This window comes from Acetobacter aceti NBRC 14818 (assembly GCF_000193495.2).
GTDB classification, from domain to species: Bacteria; Pseudomonadota; Alphaproteobacteria; order Acetobacterales; family Acetobacteraceae; genus Acetobacter; species Acetobacter aceti.
Genome location: NZ_AP023410.1, coordinates 2,702,834 through 2,719,717 on the forward strand (window position 1 = coordinate 2,702,834; position 16,884 = coordinate 2,719,717).

16 protein-coding genes are annotated in these 16,884 nt (G+C 59.2%); 12 read left to right on the forward strand and 4 right to left on the reverse strand.

From position 1 onward, the window contains the following. Positions 1-80 precede the first annotated feature (80 nt). Positions 81-626: a DUF4142 domain-containing protein gene (locus EMQ_RS12415; protein ID WP_010667242.1), complete on the reverse strand. Its 546-nt coding sequence runs from the start codon at positions 624-626 to the stop codon at positions 81-83. 602 nt (positions 627-1,228) lie between these two features. Here EMQ_RS12415 and EMQ_RS12420 point away from each other — a divergent pair. Next, positions 1,229-1,720, forward strand: coding sequence for a hypothetical protein (locus EMQ_RS12420; RefSeq protein WP_010667239.1), 492 nt, complete (start codon positions 1,229-1,231; stop codon positions 1,718-1,720). Between the two features lie 85 nt (positions 1,721-1,805). On the opposite strand, the gene EMQ_RS12425 is transcribed toward EMQ_RS12420, so the two are convergent. Continuing rightward, positions 1,806-2,099 carry a hypothetical protein gene (locus EMQ_RS12425; protein ID WP_010667238.1) on the reverse strand — a complete coding sequence of 98 codons (294 nt, stop codon included), beginning with the start codon at positions 2,097-2,099 and terminating at the stop codon, positions 1,806-1,808. A 626-nt stretch (positions 2,100-2,725) separates the two neighbouring features. On the opposite strand from EMQ_RS12425, the gene EMQ_RS12430 reads away from it, so the two are divergent. Continuing rightward, the gene (locus EMQ_RS12430) at positions 2,726-2,953 is read left to right on the forward strand and encodes a DUF3126 family protein (RefSeq protein WP_010667237.1); all 228 of its coding nucleotides are present in this window, start codon (positions 2,726-2,728) and stop codon (positions 2,951-2,953) included. 167 nt (positions 2,954-3,120) lie between these two features. Here EMQ_RS12430 and EMQ_RS12435 read toward each other — a convergent pair whose 3' ends face one another. Beyond that, positions 3,121-3,738 carry a DUF2939 domain-containing protein gene (locus EMQ_RS12435; RefSeq protein WP_010667236.1) on the reverse strand — a complete coding sequence of 206 codons (618 nt, stop codon included), beginning with the start codon at positions 3,736-3,738 and terminating at the stop codon, positions 3,121-3,123. A 140-nt stretch (positions 3,739-3,878) separates the two neighbouring features. On the opposite strand from EMQ_RS12435, the gene EMQ_RS12440 reads away from it, so the two are divergent. The 6 genes from EMQ_RS12440 (at position 3,879) to thiD (ending at position 10,117) form a co-directional block, all read left to right on the forward strand. Continuing rightward, positions 3,879-4,652 (forward strand): HesA/MoeB/ThiF family protein, encoded by a 774-nt coding sequence (locus EMQ_RS12440; RefSeq protein ID WP_010667235.1) that lies wholly within the window; start codon positions 3,879-3,881, stop codon positions 4,650-4,652. After that, positions 4,645-5,034: a DsrE family protein gene (locus EMQ_RS12445; RefSeq protein ID WP_010667234.1), complete on the forward strand. Its 390-nt coding sequence runs from the start codon at positions 4,645-4,647 to the stop codon at positions 5,032-5,034. Before EMQ_RS12440 ends, EMQ_RS12445 begins: the two co-directional genes overlap by 8 nt. Before the next feature lie 167 nt (positions 5,035-5,201). Next, positions 5,202-6,296 carry an SH3 domain-containing protein gene (locus EMQ_RS12450; RefSeq protein WP_231367929.1) on the forward strand — a complete coding sequence of 365 codons (1,095 nt, stop codon included), beginning with the start codon at positions 5,202-5,204 and terminating at the stop codon, positions 6,294-6,296. A 113-nt stretch (positions 6,297-6,409) separates the two neighbouring features. Continuing rightward, entirely contained in the window at positions 6,410-7,843 is a 1,434-nt protein-coding gene (gene pyk, locus EMQ_RS12455) for a pyruvate kinase (protein ID WP_010667232.1), read from the forward strand. A gap of 109 nt (positions 7,844-7,952) precedes the next feature. Further along, positions 7,953-9,311, forward strand: a complete 1,359-nt coding sequence (glmM, locus tag EMQ_RS12460; protein ID WP_026200039.1) for a phosphoglucosamine mutase — start codon at positions 7,953-7,955, stop codon at positions 9,309-9,311. Positions 9,312-9,313: 2 nt separating this feature from the next. Then, positions 9,314-10,117, forward strand: a complete 804-nt coding sequence (gene thiD / locus EMQ_RS12465) for a bifunctional hydroxymethylpyrimidine kinase/phosphomethylpyrimidine kinase (protein ID WP_018307913.1) — start codon at positions 9,314-9,316, stop codon at positions 10,115-10,117. A 93-nt stretch (positions 10,118-10,210) separates the two neighbouring features. Here thiD and EMQ_RS12470 read toward each other — a convergent pair whose 3' ends face one another. Next, on the reverse strand, positions 10,211-10,945 hold the full coding sequence (locus EMQ_RS12470) for a response regulator transcription factor (protein WP_010667799.1): 735 nt from the start codon (positions 10,943-10,945) through the stop codon (positions 10,211-10,213). A 184-nt stretch (positions 10,946-11,129) separates the two neighbouring features. On the opposite strand from EMQ_RS12470, the gene fliI reads away from it, so the two are divergent. From fliI to addB, 4 genes are all read left to right on the forward strand, one after another. After that, complete coding sequence (fliI, locus tag EMQ_RS12475; protein ID WP_010667800.1) at positions 11,130-12,539, forward strand: flagellar protein export ATPase FliI; 1,410 nt, start codon at positions 11,130-11,132, stop codon at positions 12,537-12,539. Between the two features lie 38 nt (positions 12,540-12,577). Continuing rightward, positions 12,578-13,012 (forward strand): flagellar FliJ family protein, encoded by a 435-nt coding sequence (locus EMQ_RS12480; protein WP_010667801.1) that lies wholly within the window; start codon positions 12,578-12,580, stop codon positions 13,010-13,012. Between the two features lie 132 nt (positions 13,013-13,144). Beyond that, positions 13,145-13,609: a tRNA (adenosine(37)-N6)-threonylcarbamoyltransferase complex ATPase subunit type 1 TsaE gene (gene tsaE, locus EMQ_RS12485; protein ID WP_010667802.1), complete on the forward strand. Its 465-nt coding sequence runs from the start codon at positions 13,145-13,147 to the stop codon at positions 13,607-13,609. 52 nt (positions 13,610-13,661) lie between these two features. After that, positions 13,662-16,745: a double-strand break repair protein AddB gene (addB, locus tag EMQ_RS12490; RefSeq protein ID WP_031941642.1), complete on the forward strand. Its 3,084-nt coding sequence runs from the start codon at positions 13,662-13,664 to the stop codon at positions 16,743-16,745. Positions 16,746-16,884 lie beyond the last annotated feature (139 nt).

A 16,884-nucleotide genomic window follows, 5' to 3' on the forward strand; every position in this document is an offset into this window, starting at 1 on the left:
GCCATCATGTTCTGGCTCGGAGGCCTGAGTTCAGCATTATGCCGCCCGTATTGAAGCGGGCGGCATGTCTGACGCAGTGATTATTTGACCTGGGCTTCGTAACTGAGAAGTTTTGTTTTGAGGTCGGTTGCAAGTTTCACCAGATCCGCGTTTGTGGATTTGGCGCAGTCGGCATCAATCACAGCGCTTGTGGTTTTTGTGCTGCTTGCAAGATAGCGCGCATACGCTCTGTCAAATGCAGCGCCGTGCAGATGTTGCATCTGGGTAATGACCTTCTGGCTCTGGGCAGAGGGTTTCGTGGCCAGCGTTGCTTTGCCGGCTGTGGCCTGTGCGGTCAGCTTGGTATGGTTGTCCGTCAGATCTTTTACGATCGTCGCACTGAGTGACGCGATATCGTTACGGGCGGCGTTGGTCTTGGCGAGATTGGCCAGCGCAATGTGGGTCAGATCCACATCATTGATCTTGGAGGCAAGGCTTGTGTCCGCAGCAGTAAAGGGCGCGACCTGTGCCAGAGCTGGCAAAGGAGGCGCGGGCGGCTGACCTGGGTTCATGCAGGCGCTCAGCGTGAAAAGCGAAACGACGAGAGAAGAGCAGGCTAGCACCTGATGACGGGACGGAAGCAACATGATCGGCAAATTCTCCTTTGACCTCAGGGCGCATTTTGCAGGATGGCCCAAGGTCTCAGACAACACATTAAAGGACGTCAATGCCAGTAGTGTATGATGGGGGGAAAAAGGCAAGACAAGAGGAGCCTCCCGATTTTTGGCCAGGAAGGAGTTATGGGCCGATCTGGGGCATCGATCTGGGGCATGAGGAGTTTCAGGGGCGAGACTACGTAGAAAAATGCTCTTTGGCAGGCCTCTTCAGGCCACGGGTGTGTTGCAAGCAGTCCCCGGGGCCCTGGCAAACAGACATTGCAAATATGGTTTCGGAGCCAGATTGTTTCACCTCGTTCCTCTCCACGCACACTAAATAAGAAAGAACACACACTACTCTCATCAAAAGCAGAGCGCTGTCTGGTCATCCCCGACACCTTGCATTGCAAGGGAAGAACACAGTACCATAGTAAGTCTGCGCGTTTTGCTTGAAACGTTTTTGACACGGTGTGAGGATAGTCGAAGAAATGAAGAGTGGTATTTGGGGTTTTTTTGCGGTTGCCTCACTCTCTGTCAGTTTAAGTGGTTGCGGGTATTTTGATTCACGAGCGGCGCATAAAGCACAGCTCACGATGATCGGGATGACGTCCTACGATCTGCAGGCCTGCGCGGGCCTGCCGGCGAGCACCAAGCAGCTCAATGACACGACGCAGATCCTGACCTTTACAGGCACGAAGCCTGCGCCGAGCTATGGCGGGTCCACCCTTATTCCGGTTGGTGATATTTCGACACTCGTGAACACACTCGGTGGCGGCGGTGGTACCGGCTGTACTGCCGTGATCCGTCTGGACAATGATCGTGTGTCCGACGTGCATTACACCGGTAACAATGATGAAATGATCGGCACGGATGGTGTCTGTTCCATCATCACCCGTGGGTGTGCCCGTCAGCCGGAAGGCACAATGCGGAGCTCTGCTGGTGGTCTCTTTGGCGTTTCTGCTTTCCACTCCCCCAGAACGCCGCAGCAGTCCACCTCTGCGACTTATTCCAAGCAATCCGGCAATGCTGTGCTGAATACGGAGAAGGATTCCACGGCGCCCGCTATTGTGCCGCGGCCCCAGTAAAACGCCACTTTGATCAAGTCTGGCTTGTACTGAAGAGAGGGAGTGTTGCTCAGGCGACATTCCCTTTTTTCTTTATGTAACTTTATCAGTTTCTTTTCGGCTGCGTCGCAGCCCATGCCGGTTGGGATGCCTGCAAATAGGCCTTGTCCGTAACCCAGTGCAGGGCCCTCCTGCCTTCTTCCGGTGTCAGAATGCCTGAATCTACGTCCTTCCCGACCTTCAGGGACGCCAGATCGATTTGCAGAAGCAGGTTATACTGCGGTCCCATCGCCGCTGGTCCATAATGGAAGTGCGCCTGATAGATGCAGTTGAAACGTTGATAGGCCGTTCCTTTTGCAAAAGGATATTTTGCAAAACAGTCGGAAACGGCAGCGTGCATGTCTCCTTTGCCATGATCATCCGCACACCCTGATAACAGACCACAGATCAAGGCCGCAGCCAGACACTGTGTCCACAGGATAACGGACGGATGCACAGCGTGCGTGGTACTGTCTGAATGGGTGGATAGGATCGTTTTGGGAAAATGTCTCATGGTCTGGATTGTTGTATCAAATGGGAAATAGAGAGCTTCAGGGAATAAAGAGAGAGGCTCCCAAATGCCATATAGGCTCTTGCCGCCTGTCACCGCTAGCGCCACCGGCTGCGGTTCGCAACAGAGATGACTGACCGGTCGCCAGCCTTCTTCCTGTCCTGTCCCGCAGTCCGGTCATGGTGTCCCGTGAAGCTTGAGTTGGGTAGAGTGCCAGGCAATGTGATTCAGAATTCCGCCCATGCTTTCATGGAGGGAAACCCGGTATCATCGTTTTCCGGACATGTCCTGCCGTGTGTGAAGACACTATTACATTCACACAATCCTCATGTGGGAGTTGCAGGAGGAGGCGGCTATGCCTATTAGCGTGCCACTTACCGCGGGAGGCGGTTGTGTCCGAACCTGCAACCGACCAAGTGAAGTCGGCGACCTTTCAGCCATACAGACCGCCCACCATCTTCCGGGAGATGCCTTCAATGAGCAATATTTCGACAAGTGAGATTTCACGCCTTCAAACCACCCTGCGCCGTCTGCTCGGGGCCAAGGGGCTGAGCGTCAACGCTCCGCCGCGTCCGGGCCTATCGGTAGAACTGGCTGTGGACGGCGAAGTGATCGGCACCATTCATCGTGACGATGATGAGGGCGAAGTGTCCTACGCCATCAATATCATCCTGCTGGAAGAAGACCTGCCGCCGCCGGTCTGAGACAGGCAGACTAAAACAGAAAAACCCCCGACCGGCTGAACGGTTCGGGGGTTTTTGATGGCATCTGGCGGGCTGTTTTCGGCACTGTGACTGCTGCTCTACTAACAGGCGCAGCGCCTTTCACATCACCTCTAGAGGTGGCAACTCATCCAAACGTGCCGGATTTCTCAGGCCTTGTGCTGTATGACCGAAGCTTCCATGACCGGACGATGGACCGCAGTCGGGAAATCCACGCGGGTCAGTTTCCACTGCCAGCGTTCGATACGAAGCTGGACCCGCAACGGGGTTTCGTTTTCATGACCCGGAAGCACAACCTGCGCCTCAAAGCTGTTGGCTGCCGTGAAGCGTACCAGCGCATGGCTGACGGCGGAGAAAACGGTACCACTGTTGATCGGCGCAGGGCTGGACGCCATGGCCTGATCGACCACCTTGCCCAGATTGTCCTGCGTTACCCGTGTATCAACGGCATTGGAGACGATATTCGCGGCGAAGGAAGACCCGAATTCCGGCAGTTCGTCAGACACTTCGTTGACCTGACCGATATTGAGCCCGTTCAGCACCTGCTCCTTGATCGACGCATCGAGAGACGACCAGTTGATCGTGTGTCCGAGCGCGACCATGTCGTGATTGGAAACAGCACCGGCAATCGTCCAGAGCGTCATGAAAGGGGACATCACGTAAAGAGCCAGGGAAGCCGCGAGCGAAGCCAGACAGATCACACGCGCCCGCTTCCGCGCGGGGCAGGCCCAGGCATCAGAGTGGGGTGTTGTGTCTGCGGTGTGCATGGCGACGCTCCTGCTATTCATGGTAGGGATGATATCATACGCAATGCAGTTATGCAGTTACGGTTTGACTACAATGATGGATATCACGAAAAAGTGATCTCATTCTGTTTGGCGATTATCCAGCGCGACCGGAAAGACCCATGCCTCTCGATCTGACGGAAAACGAAATACAGCGATATTCGCGCCACATCCTGCTGCCGGAAATCGGAGGCACGGGACAGGTGCGTCTGCGCAACGCCTCCGTTCTGATTGTCGGCGCCGGAGGGCTGGGGTCGCCTGCCGCCTGTTATCTGGCGGCGGCGGGTGTCGGCCGGATCGGCATCATTGATCATGACCGGGTTGAGCTCTCCAACCTTCAGAGGCAGATCCTGCACACCACCGATCGCGTTGGGATGAGCAAGGCGGCCTCTGCCCGTCAGACCCTCGAAGCGCTCAACCCCGAGATCTGTATTGAGACGCATGAAACACGGCTGACGGCTGAGAATGTCGCTGACCTTGTCGCCCGTTATGATCTTGTCTGCGACGGGTGCGATAATTTCGAGACGCGTTATCTGGTCAACGTCGCCTGCGTGCAGCAGCGCAAGACGCTCGTGTCCGCCGCAGTGCTCCGGTTTGACGGCCAGCTCTCAACATTCCGGCCCCATCTGGGTGGCCCCTGTTACGAATGTCTGTTTCCGCGCGCCGGTGAGGATGGGTCGGCTCCGAGCTGTGGCGATGCGGGTATTTTTGGTGCGGTAACGGGCGTCCTTGGAACGCTTCAGGCGACAGAAGCGTTGAAGGAGTTACTGGACCTCGGCGAATCCCTGGCAGGCAGACTGTTGCTCTGGGATGCGCTGACGACGCGGTTCACGACCATCACCATTCCAAGGGATCCGGACTGCCCGGTCTGCGGCAAGCAGGAAAGACATGACTGAACACACATTTGAGAAGGATTTCGCTTTTCTTCTCTGCGACAACGATTTCAACCGGCTGCACGCGGCTTTCATGCTGGCGGCCTCGGCGCTCGCACTGAACCGGTCCGTGATCATCTTTGCAACCGGCCCCGGTGTTCTTGCCCTGTGCCGGGAGTCGGAAATCGTATGGGAAAAAGAAGAACGCCAGCTTTCCATGCAGGGCGTTGCAACGCTCGCCACGCTGCGGGATGCGCTTCTCTCCATGAACGCCAGACTGCTTGTGTGTGAAACCGGACTCCGACGCACCGGAAAGACTGAGGCTGATCTGGTCGAAGAAGTCGAAGTGATTGGAATGCCTACTTTTCTCGATCTTTCCGCCGGGTATAAACTGGTTACTTTCTAGAAGCCTGTCGGCTCTCCCTCTGTGGTGATGACGGGTGTCTGTTTTTCTTCGCGCGATCAGGCGATTCTGGCTGGCCGCGACCGGCCCACATTGCATCAGGGTATTTCTGTGACGGGAATCCATGAACCCACTTGCCGACCGGCTCAGCTCTTGGCACGGATGCGGGCATGAAAGCATCCATCCCTCTGCGCGTTGCCGCGACCCTTATGACCGCGGCCGCAACCTTGTCGGTGACTGCCGTTGCGCAGGCCGCCACATCGGATCAGCCCGCGCATCACCACAAAGGTGACGCCACCGCCGCCCATAAGGCCGGCAAAAAGGCGACTCATACGGGGGCGCATGCGGACAAGACGCAGAAAAGCCACCATGATGCCGAGGTGAAAGCGCACGGCTCGGCCGCAGCATCTCATCACAAGAAGCATGAGACGGCGGCTAAGGAAGAAACGTCTCACAAAAGCAGGGTGGCGCATAAAGCCCATCCGACAAAGCACGCCGTTCACGGCGCGCCAGCTGAACCGGCCCGTCCTGTGCCGGTGCCCGTACCCACCGATGGCGATCAGACGCAACCAGCTTCACCTGAAGGAGCGCCGGGCGGCTCCAACGCCAACGGGCAGGATCCGACGAAGGGCAGCAATACCGGTCTTCCGTTGCCCCGTTTCGCGGCCCTGCGCGCGGATGATGTAAACATGCGCGCCGGTCCGGGCCAGCGTTATCCCATCCAGTGGGTCTATCATCGCCGAGGTCTGCCCGTTCAGATCGAGCGTGAGTTCGACGTCTGGCGTCTGGTCGAAGACGCTGACGGGGTAAAAGGTTGGGTGCATCAGGCCACGCTCATTGGCTCACGTGACTTTGTGATTCCATACCCGCCGGGCACAGCAGCGCCTTCAGCGGAAACCGCAGCCAAACCTGCGCCGGATGTCTCTACCGGAGCGAAATCGGACGAACAGAAGCCCGAAGCGCCAAAAGCCGAGCCGGCGAAAGCTGAAGCGCCAGCCGCCAACCGTCACACGGAATCCAAGATCATCAGCCGTGTCTCCACCAGCGCGGATGTGGCGAAGCTGCCCGGTGCGGTTATCCTCCACTCATCGGCTGATGATGAGTCCGCCGCTGTGGCCGTGCTGACGCCGGGTACGGTCGGCACCATCAAGGCCTGCGCGTCCGGCTCATCGTGGTGCAAGGTTTCCGTGCAGCGTTACGAGGGTTGGGTTCACCGCGCCCAGATGTGGGGAATCGGCCCGGATGAGGCCTATCCGCCGTCCTGAGCCTATGATCACCTTTTTTTGTCCCGAAGGGACGGAGGCACGGTGATCGGATGACAGGTCAGCTTCGTTGAGTCAGTCTCGGGACATCCGGCTCACAACAGGAGACTGCACTCATGGTCGTCGCTCAGTGTCGCACAAAGATCGTGGCCACACTTGGACCGTCCTCATCGACGCATGAGGTGATCAGAAGCCTTGCCCTCGCTGGGGCAGATGTTTTCCGGTTCAATTTTTCCCACGGCACTCATGACGATCATGCGGCCCGTTACCGGATCGTACGGGAGGTCGAGCAGGAAATCGGCCGTCCTCTCGGTGTCCTCGCCGACATGCAAGGACCAAAGCTGCGCGTGGGGCGTTTTGCTGATGGGAAAGTTCTGCTGGAAACGGGCAGGCCGTTCCGTCTGGATCTCAGTGAAACACCGGGCGACGCGTCCCGGGTCAATTTGCCTCATCGGGAAATCATTTCCGTGGCGAAGGAAGGCTCGGTTCTTCTTCTGGATGACGGCAAGCTGAAGCTTGTCATCAGAAAGGTTGGCGACGATTTTCTGGAAACTGAAGTTCTGGTCGGTGGTCCGCTCAGCAACCACAAGGGGGTAAATGTCCCGGATCTTGTGCTGCCCATTCCTGCCCTGACCACCAAAGATCGGGACGATCTCGCTTTCGCATTAGAGATGGGGGCGGACTTTATCGCTCTGTCCTTCGTGCAGCGCCCGGAAGATGTTCTGGAAGCACGGAGTCTGGTGCGAGGGCGGGCCTGGCTGGTGTCGAAGCTGGAAAAACCGCAGGCGTTGGACAATCTGTCGGCCATTCTCGACGCCTCCGATGCCGTCATGGTGGCGCGAGGCGATCTTGGCGTGGAGCTGCCGCCGGAGGTCGTGCCTCTGGCGCAGAAACGGATCATCCGTGAGGCTCGTCTGCTCGGTAAACCGGTGATCGTGGCGACGCAGATGCTGGAAAGCATGATTTCGGCTCCGACACCCACGCGTGCAGAAGCGTCTGATGTTGCGACAGCCGTGTTTGATGGTGCGGACGCCGTGATGCTGTCCGCCGAGTCCGCAGCCGGTCAGTATCCGTGTGAAGCCGTCACGATCATGAACCGGATTCTGGAACAGGTGGAATCGGATGAGGGCTGGCGCATGATCATGCAGGCCAGTCGCCTCGCTCCCGAGCATTATATTGCCGACGCCATTGCCCACGCCGCTCAGCAGGTCGCCACGACATTGGCGGCTTCGGCCATCGTGGCCTACACGCATGCGGGACCGACCGCCCTGCGCATTGCCCGTGAGCGCCCGATCGCCCGTGTTCTCGGATTGACGCCGACCATTGCAACGGCCCGGCGGCTGGTTCTGGTCTGGGGTGTCCAGTCCTTTGTTACGCCTGCCGACAAGCAGGTTCGGGACACGGAAGCCATGGTGTCGACGGCGCTGGAGGCGGCGCTCAAGAGTCATGTCGGTGCGCCGGGCGACACGATTGTCATCACCGCCGGAGTGCCGTTCGGGATCAGCGGATCGACCAACACGATCCGGGTTGCGAAAATTCCTGAAGCCTGAAGTGATCCTTTCTCCCTCTGGCCCCGGCCGAAGGGGAAGGGTAAAGAAGACAGAAATGAACGGGTATTCCGTTCCCACAGCGACTTACGCAGGCGATTTCAGGCACGGCATGAGCAAGACACGACAGTTTTTCGGGACCGACGGCATCCGCGGGAAAGCGAACACCTCTCCCATGACTGTGGAGATTGCTCAGAAGCTTGGTCAGGCTGCCGGGCTGCATTTCCGTCGAGGAAGTCACCGTCACCGCGTGGTGGTCGGCAAGGACACGCGCCTTTCAGGCTACATGATCGAATGTGCGCTTGTGGCCGGCTTCCTGTCAGCGGGTATGGATGTGACCCTTGTCGGTCCGATGCCGACGCCCGCCATCGCCATGCTGACGCGCTCTCTCCGCGCTGATCTGGGCGTCATGATTTCCGCTTCGCACAATCCTTTCAGCGACAATGGCATCAAGCTGTTTGGACCGGATGGATTCAAGCTCTCCGACCAGGAAGAAACCACGGTCGAAGCGCTGATGATGACGGACCTGTCGTCTCAGCTTGCATCACCTGCGGAGATTGGTCGTGCCTCGCGTCTGAATGATGCGGCGGGTCGGTATATCGAGCACGCCAAGGCCTCTCTTCCCAAGGGCTGCCGTCTTGATGGGCTGAAGATCGTCATCGATTGTGCGAACGGTGCGGCCTACCGTGTGGCGCCAGCGGCTATCTGGGAGCTGGGCGCGGAAGTCATCCGTCTGGGTTGTGATCCTGACGGTGTGAACATTAACGAAGGGTGTGGCTCCACTCATCCGCAGGGGCTTTGCGAGGCCGTTGTCCGACACGGGGCCGATCTTGGCATTGCGCTGGATGGTGATGCCGATCGGATGTTGCTGGTCGATGAAACCGGACACTTGATTGACGGTGACCAGATTCTTGGGCTGATTGCCCGGTCATGGGCCAAGGCCGGGCGACTGGCGACGTCTTCTGTCGTGGCCACGGTCATGTCCAACATGGGGCTTGAGCGTTTTCTGGCGGATGGCGGCCTGAAGCTGGAGCGCACGTCTGTGGGCGATCGTTATGTGGTCGAGCGGATGCGTGAAAACGGAGCCAATGTCGGCGGCGAACAGTCAGGGCATGTGGTTCTGTCAGACTTTGCGACCACCGGAGATGGCTTGCTGGCTGCTCTTCAGGTTCTGGCCGTGCTGATCGAGGACGGACGTCCGGCCAGCGAGGTCTGCCGGGTCTTTTCGCCGTATCCACAGCTTCTGAAAAATATCCGTTTTTCTGGAGCAAGCCCCCTGCATCTGCCGGAAGTGCAGGCCGCCCGGGATGATGTTGTGGCGCAGCTTGGTCAGAAAGGTCGCCTGGTCCTGCGTGAAAGCGGAACCGAACCGCTGGTGCGCGTGATGGTGGAGGCCGAGCACGAATCGGATGTGCAGCAGGCCGTGAACGCCATGTGTGACGCCATCAACTCAGCCCACGTGGCGGCCTGATCATGCGCGGACGGATCCTCAGCATAGCGGGTAGCGACTCCGGCGGAGGGGCCGGCATCCAGGCGGATATCAAGGCGATTACTGCCCTTGATGGTTTTGCCATGACGGCGATTGCGGCTCTGACCGCCCAGAACACGATGGGTGTGGTCGATATTCTTGATGTGCCGCCCGAGTTTCTCAGAACCCAGATTCGGTGCGTGCTGGAAGATATCGGCGCGGATGCGTTCAAGACCGGGATGCTTGGCCGGGCTGAAAGCATTCATGTGGTGGCGGAAGAAATCAGCCGTTATCGGAAGATCCCTTTCGTTCTGGATCCCGTCATGATTGCGAAGGGTGGCGCGGCGCTTCTTGTTCCGGAGGCAATATCGGCGCTGATCGATTCCCTTCTGCCGCTCTGCACGCTTCTGACCCCAAACATCCCCGAAGCTGAAGCGCTTCTTGGAGTGCGGATTGAGACCGAGCAGGACATGATCGACGCAGGGCACGCCCTGCGTGGCAAAGGTGTGCCAGCAGTGTTGGTGAAGGGAGGGCATATGAAAGGCCCTCATCTTGCTGACGTTCTGGTGGATGGTGAGACGGTCGAGATCTTTACGTCCCAGCGCATTGATACCCGGCATACGCACGGAACCGGCTGTACATTGGCCAGCGCGATTGCGACACGGCTGGCGCAGGGGCGTTCCCTGAGAGACGCCGTAAAGGAAGCGCGGGCTTATCTGATTGGTGCGATTACTCATGCGCCGGGGTATGGGCATGGGGCAGGGCCTTTGGATCACGGCATCACGATCGCCGCGAACTGGACTGCCTGAACGGAAGTATCTGAAAACCTGACAGAGTGTTTTCCGGTCTCTTGGAAGCAGAAAGCACTCTGTCACATGCGACGTTCTGATTGAACTGAATACTCAGGCTGCGACGGTTTCCTGTTGCTCGACCGGTGAGGGTGCTTCGTTCGTTTCCAGACGCTGGAACTGCTCGCGCAGCATATAACCCCGGCCCCAGACGGTGGTGATGAGGTTGCCTGCGCCTGCCGCCTGCAGCTTTTTCCGCAGCTTGCAGATGAAAACATCGATGATTTTCATCTCCGGTTCATCCATGCCGCCATAAAGATGATTCAGAAACGCATCCTTGGTCAGAACCATCCCCTTGCGCAGGACGAGCAGTTCCAGAATGGCATATTCCTTACCCGTCAGATGAACAGGAGACTCGTTCACCATGACTTCGCGGCTGTCGAGGCTGAGCTTGAGCGGTCCCACACGCAGGGTCGGTTCACTGAAGCCCTTGGAGCGGCGCAGAATGGCCTGCATCCGTGCAACCAGTTCATCGGGATCGAAGGGTTTCGTCATGTAGTCGTCCGCACCGATGGAGAAGGCCTTCACCTTTGCCTGCGGGCGCGTCAGGCCGGACAGAACCACCATCGGGGTTGTGACGCGCGCTGCACGGGCCCGACGAACAACCTCATATCCCTCGATATCGGAGAGCATCAGTTCCAGAACGGCAAGATCATAATCGTAGTGCCGGAGCATCTCCACGGCTTCTTCGCCGGATTGGACATGATCAACCGTAAAACCGGCCCCTTTCATGATCTGGGTGATTTCACCGACAGAGGAAAGATCGTCTTCAACGAGCAGAACACGCATGATGGAAACCCTTGGTTCGTTGTTGATTATTAGTTACCACCTTGGGTTGTATTGGTCTACGAAAATTTCACGTAAAGATTGTATAAAGATTCTTGTTAACCGTCATAAACACGTAAATTGTCTTTTTTTTTATCTATTTGTGCCAGAAACCCCTGATCTGAATGGTCTTAACCGGAGAAATCTTATGAAACCGGATTTCCTCACACAGGTTAATGCAACCTGTGCGAGTATACCTGCCGCGGTTGCGACCGGGCGAATCACATCGCTGTCCGGTCTCGCCGTGACAGTTACGGGGCTTGGAAGTCTGGCGTCAGTCGGTGACCGGGTGTTCCTGATGCGGCGGAACGGCTCGGCAATTCCCGCGGAAATCATAGGATTCTCAGGTAGCCACGCGCATGCCATGGCGTTTGGAAGTCTTGATGGACTGGCAAGCGGAAGCGAGGTCCAGTTTCCCGTCTTTATCGGGTCACGGGCTCCGAAACCGGGCGGTAGCCTGCCTGTCTCGGATGGATGGATCGGGCGAATCATTGATCCTCTCGGGCGTCCTCTCGATGGTAAGGGCCCCTTGCCGCCGGGTCCTGTGCCGCGCCCGGTGCGTACAGCGCCTCCGGATGCGACTCTGCGCGCCCGTCTGGGACCGAGAATCGACCTTGGTGTCCGTGCCATGAACCTCTTCACGACCTGCCGGGAAGGGCAGAGACTCGGGCTTTTCGCCGGGTCAGGCGTGGGCAAATCCACGCTGATGTCGATGCTGGCCCGGAATACGGCCTGTGACGTGGCTGTGATTTCCCTTGTCGGCGAGCGTGGCAGGGAGGTGCGTGAATTTGTCGAGGACGATCTGGGGCCTGAGGGACTCGCTCGTTCCGTTGTCATCGTCGCGACCTCGGATTCGCCCCCGCTCATGCGACGGGAAGCAGCCTATGCGGCGCTGACCGTCGCCGAGTATTTTCGTGATGAAGGTAAATCCGCGCTTCTGCTGATGGATAGCGTGACCCGATTCTGTCAGGCGCTGCGTGAAATCGGCCTTTCGGTGGGCGAACCTCCGGCGACGCGAGGCTATCCTCCTTCGGTCTTCGCGGAGCTGCCGCGCCTGCTGGAACGGGCCGGACCCGGTATCGTGCGTCCGGATGGGTCCGCCGGGCAGATTTCCGCGCTCTTTTCAGTACTCGTGGAAGGTGATGATCAGAACGAACCGGTGGCCGACGCTGTGCGTGGCATTCTGGACGGACATTTGGTGCTGGACCGGCGCATCGCGGAAACGGGGCGTTATCCCGCCATCGACATTCTGCGTTCACTGTCGCGTACCGTTCCGGGTTGCAATTCCGCTGATGAAAATGCGCTGACCCGTCGTGCCCGCGCCATTCTGGCCACCTATGCCGAGATGGCCGACATGATCCGCCTTGGAGCCTACCGCCCCGGAGCGGATGCGGCCGTCGATGAAGCCATCAAACTTCGGCCAGCCATTGAAGCCGTTCTTTCACAGGGGCGCCATGAACGCTTCACGCTGGAACAGAGCTTTGCCGCATTGAGAGAGGCTCTTGCTGAAGTACCCGTCCAGGAAAACTCGGTCGCGGCCACCAGAGCCGTTTCCTGATCGTTTAACGCAACCCCAGACAGACCGAGAACCATCCAATGTCTTCTTCCCCGCTTGATTCCCTTCTGAAAATCAGAAAACAGGAGCTTGATGAAGCCAAGAAACTGCTTTCGGAAGCACTGGCGCGGGCCATGATGGCTTCTGACGCCGTGAAAGCAGCGGAGCAGAACATGGTCCGCGAGAGAGATCTGGCGCTGGACTTTTCGGCTGACGATCAGGTGGTCGAAGCTTACTCTCGCTGGTTGCCGATCGGTCGGGCGGCTCTCGACAAGGCGCGTCTGAGTGAACAGGACGCCTCCATGGAGGTGGAGTCCTGTCGCACACGGGTCAATATGGCCCGGTCAGCACTCGAAGCCGCTGAAAAACTGGCGGAAATGAAGGCCAAGGAGCAGCAGGAACTGGCGCAGAAAAAGGAACAGGCCATGCTGGATGATCTGGCCATGCGTCGGGCGACCCAGAAGAAAACAGACTGAGAATACCAGCGCACTGCAGTCAGGTTCTCGTAAGCTCACTCTATCTGCCCAAAAGAAAGATCGTGACAGGACGCCAGAGACACAGGAAATAGTGAGTTTCTTCCCTTTCCTGTAATCGCCCGGATTTCGTTCATGACCACCCGTAACCTGATGCTGAATACCCGGTCCGAGACCGAGGCTCTTGCCCGCAGGCTGGCTGGTCTGACCCGTTCCGGTGACGCCATTCTGCTTTCAGGCTCTCTCGGCGCAGGAAAAAGTGTTTTCGCCCGAGCCTTTCTGCGCACCCTCTGCAACGATCCGACGCTGGATGTTCCCAGTCCCACTTTTACGCTGGTCCAGCCCTATGACTCGCCAATGGGTGAAGTATCACACTTCGATCTCTGGCGGTTGCAGGGGCCAGAAGCGCTGGAGGAGCTGGGATGGGACGACGCCCGCACAGGCATCGTGCTGGTTGAATGGCCTGAGCGTCTGGAAGATCTTACGCCGCCCGACGCCCTACATGTCACGCTGAAACCACGCCCTGCCACCGGGCAGGACCCCGATGCGGAAGACCAGCCCCGTGAGGCTGTTCTGGCGGGCTGGGCAGACCGTCTGTGAACGGGACAGCGGCACCCTTGCAGCACTCTTTCTGACGGATCATCCTTCTCTGATGAACGCTTTTTCCGCTCCCGGTCTCGCCACCATTCCTGCTCATCTGCGCTTTCTTGACGAAATTGCCGCTCGCTGGACCGCAGGCGTGGAGGAAGACCCCGAGCGGATCGGCGATGGCACGCTTGTTCTGCCAGGTCGTCGCGCTGCCCGCGCCCTGACGGAAGCCTTTCTGCGGCAGGCGGACGGACGGGCAATCCTTTTGCCTCGTATCATTCCCATCGGCGGTCTGGATGAGGCGGAAACGGCGCTTGCCAGTCCGGACGCCCTGCTGTTGCCTCCGGCCGTGCCACCCATGCGGCGGCTCGCCATCCTCACGCGACTAGTGCTTCAGGCGGAAACGGCTTTCGGCACCCGACCGATGCTGGATCAGGCGTGGCCTCTGGCGCGGGCGCTCGCTGATCTGATGGATGAGGCCGAGCGTTCGGGTATCGATCTCGCCGAGACACTGCCCGATGCCGTCGATGAGAATTTCGCCACGCACTGGCAGGCGACTCTCAGGTTCCTCAGCATCATTACCCGCGTTTGGCCTGACTGGTTGCGTGAGGAGGGGATGATGAATCCGGTCGCGCGTCAGATCGCGTTGCTGGACGCGCAGGCGAATTACTGGGCGCATCAGGTCGATGGAACGGCGCGGCTCTGGGCTGTTGGCTTCACCGATGCGCTGCCGTCCACAGTCAATGCGTTGCGAGGCGTGCTGCTGCACCCACACGGACGACTGATCGTCCCCGGTCTTGATCGGGAGATGGACGACGAGACGTTCGCCACGCTTCCGGATGGTCACCCGCAGGCGGGTCTCTCCCGGCTTCTGGCCAGTCTCGATTCCCGACGGGATGATGTGGAGACCTGGGCTTCGGTTCTTTCTGATGACGAGAATCGCTCTGTTCTCGCCGCCCGCACTCACACCATCGCACGGGCTCTCCTGCCCGCCGCTGCCTTGTCGGACTGGGCGGCTAATTCTGAACGTGGCGAGTGTGCCGGTTTGTATCGTCTTGCCAGCGCTGACCAGCAGGAGGAGGCTGCCGCCATTGCGCTGATTCTGCGGGCAGGGATCGAGCAGAAGAACAAAAGAGTCGCCTTGGTGACGCCGGATCGGGCGCTGGCGGGAAGGGTTGCGGCGGAACTGGCCCGGTGGGGCATCCTTGCGGACGATAGTGCGGGCGAACTGCTCATCACCACGCCCGCTGCCGTGTTGTTGCGTTTGCTGGCGCAGGCCGTGGATCAGAATCTTGCGCCTGTCGCGCTGCTGGCTTTGCTGAAACATCCGCTGGTTGCGTGCGGCATGTCGTCCGGTACTGCGCGTGCATCCGCTCGTCTGCTGGAGCGGAGGCTGCTGCGTGGCCCGGCACCTGCGCCGGGCATCGAAGGCCTACGGCGACATCTGGAAGAAAAGCAGAAGATGGAAGGGGCTTCTCTCGATGGCGCGTCGGCAGATCGGCCTGATGAACCGCAGCCTCTCGATCTGTTTCTGACGGCTATTGAGCGCTGCCTTGCACCGGCGCTGGAAAGTGCGCGCGAGGAGCGGACTCTGCCAGAGCAGCTTACAGCGCTGCTGAAGGCTGCCGAGGCGCTTACCACCACAGATGATACGCCGGGTGCGGAAAAACTCTGGCGTGGCGAGGACGGCAATGCTCTTGGTCGCCGTTTCTCCGATCTGCTGACGGCCACGGATGTGCTGCCGCCCCAACCATGGGCCGTGCTCGACGGACTACTGGCCGCCGTCTTTACCGAAGAGCGCGTGCAGAGTCGGCGTGCGTTGAGGGGGCGGGGCGAGACGACCATCACGCTGCATCCCCGCGTGTTTATCTGGGGTCTGACCGAGGCGCGTCTTCAGACCGTCGATCTCATGGTGCTGGGTGGTCTGGTCGAGGGCGTCTGGCCACCAGCCACTGATCCCGGCCCTTGGCTCAGTCGTCCCATGCGGGCGCGTGTCGGGTTGCCTTCGCCTGAGCAGGCTATCGGGCAGGCGGCGCATGATTTTGCATCCTGCCTGTCGTCCGCTGCCGAGATTGTATTATCCACACCGGGCCGTCGTGAAGGCGCGCCCGCAGTGCCGGCCCGCTGGCTGGTACGTCTGGACGCTTTCCTTGCTGGGCGCGGGCAGCAACTGGTGGAGCATCCGGCGCAGTCATGGCTGTCACAGATCGACCGTCCGGTCGGTGCAGCCCAACCGGTAGTGGCTCCCGAGCCCCGCCCGGCTGTCAACAAGCGGCCCCGTCGCCTGAGTGTCACCGAGATTGAGACATGGATGCGTGATCCGTACGCCATCTATGCCAAACATGTCCTGAATCTGCGTCCGCTCGATCCGCTGGAACAGTCCGTCGATGCGTCCGATTACGGTATGCTCGTTCACGGTGCGCTGGACGCATGGTTTCAGAAACATGGTGCAGAGTGGCCACGTGATCCCGAGACATCCCTGCGTAAGGCGTTTCTCGACAGTCTGGATGCCGCCAGCCTGCGTCCGGCTCTGGCTTCATGGTGGCGGCCCCGTCTGCTCCGTATCGCCGACTGGGTCGCGCAGGCCGAAGCAGGCCGCCGCCAAAGCGCTTCGCCACGCGCCATTCTGACGGAAGCCAAAGGTCGCGCCACCATCGCAGACACGCCCGGCGGACCATTCACGCTGACAGGGCGGGCTGATCGTATTGATCTGTTTGATGACGGGAAAATGGCGCTGCTCGATTACAAGACCGGCACGGTGCCTTCCACGAAGGAAGTGATTGCCGGGTGGAGTCCGCAGCTTCCGCTTGAGGCCGCCATGCTGACGCTAGGTGCGTTTCCGGAAGCCACGAAGCATTTTTCTACTGATGAGAGCAGCAATTCTGAGGTGGGCGAACTGATCTACTGGCGTCTGACTGGTGGTGCGGAACCGGGGTCTGAGACGGTCGTGAAGAGCAAGGAGATCAGCCTTGCCGAGCTTGCCCAGCAGGCCTGGGAAAGTCTGCGTCAGCGTGTGATCGCGTATGACAGCAAGGCGCAGCCTTATCTTTCGCACCCTCATCCCGGTAAACCGCCGCGTTTTGCGGACTATGCCCAGCTTGCCCGTGTGACGGAGTGGAGCACAGCGCGTGAGGAGGGAGGAGAATGAATATCGTCCCGCTTCTTTATACGTCAGGGTTGTTTGCGATTTTACGGGGCTTTGCCCCGCACCCCACAAAGGGACACAGTCCCTTTGATCCCGATTTACTACCGGTTTCCAAAGGCACAGCCTTTGGCGGGTCAAGGGC

What these genes read in the sequence shown, in the direction of transcription:
- EMQ_RS12430 (WP_010667237.1), top strand. Translation starts at nt 2,726, where the DNA reads ATGAGCAATATTTCGACAAGTGAGATTTCACGCCTTCAAACCACCCTG.
- pyk (WP_010667232.1), top strand. Translation starts at nt 6,410, where the DNA reads ATGGTCGTCGCTCAGTGTCGCACAAAGATCGTGGCCACACTTGGACCG.
- addB (WP_031941642.1), top strand. Translation starts at nt 13,662, where the DNA reads ATGAACGCTTTTTCCGCTCCCGGTCTCGCCACCATTCCTGCTCATCTG.
- EMQ_RS12440 (WP_010667235.1), top strand. Translation starts at nt 3,879, where the DNA reads ATGCCTCTCGATCTGACGGAAAACGAAATACAGCGATATTCGCGCCAC.
- EMQ_RS12420 (WP_010667239.1), top strand. Translation starts at nt 1,229, where the DNA reads ATGATCGGGATGACGTCCTACGATCTGCAGGCCTGCGCGGGCCTGCCG.
- thiD (WP_018307913.1), top strand. Translation starts at nt 9,314, where the DNA reads ATGCGCGGACGGATCCTCAGCATAGCGGGTAGCGACTCCGGCGGAGGG.
- EMQ_RS12425 (WP_010667238.1), bottom strand. Translation starts at nt 2,099, where the DNA reads ATGCACGCTGCCGTTTCCGACTGTTTTGCAAAATATCCTTTTGCAAAA.
- glmM (WP_026200039.1), top strand. Translation starts at nt 7,953, where the DNA reads ATGAGCAAGACACGACAGTTTTTCGGGACCGACGGCATCCGCGGGAAA.
- EMQ_RS12415 (WP_010667242.1), bottom strand. Translation starts at nt 626, where the DNA reads ATGTTGCTTCCGTCCCGTCATCAGGTGCTAGCCTGCTCTTCTCTCGTC.
- EMQ_RS12435 (WP_010667236.1), bottom strand. Translation starts at nt 3,738, where the DNA reads ATGCACACCGCAGACACAACACCCCACTCTGATGCCTGGGCCTGCCCC.
- EMQ_RS12480 (WP_010667801.1), top strand. Translation starts at nt 12,578, where the DNA reads ATGTCTTCTTCCCCGCTTGATTCCCTTCTGAAAATCAGAAAACAGGAG.
- tsaE (WP_010667802.1), top strand. Translation starts at nt 13,145, where the DNA reads ATGACCACCCGTAACCTGATGCTGAATACCCGGTCCGAGACCGAGGCT.
- EMQ_RS12450 (WP_231367929.1), top strand. Translation starts at nt 5,202, where the DNA reads ATGAAAGCATCCATCCCTCTGCGCGTTGCCGCGACCCTTATGACCGCG.
- fliI (WP_010667800.1), top strand. Translation starts at nt 11,130, where the DNA reads ATGAAACCGGATTTCCTCACACAGGTTAATGCAACCTGTGCGAGTATA.
- EMQ_RS12445 (WP_010667234.1), top strand. Translation starts at nt 4,645, where the DNA reads ATGACTGAACACACATTTGAGAAGGATTTCGCTTTTCTTCTCTGCGAC.
- EMQ_RS12470 (WP_010667799.1), bottom strand. Translation starts at nt 10,945, where the DNA reads ATGCGTGTTCTGCTCGTTGAAGACGATCTTTCCTCTGTCGGTGAAATC.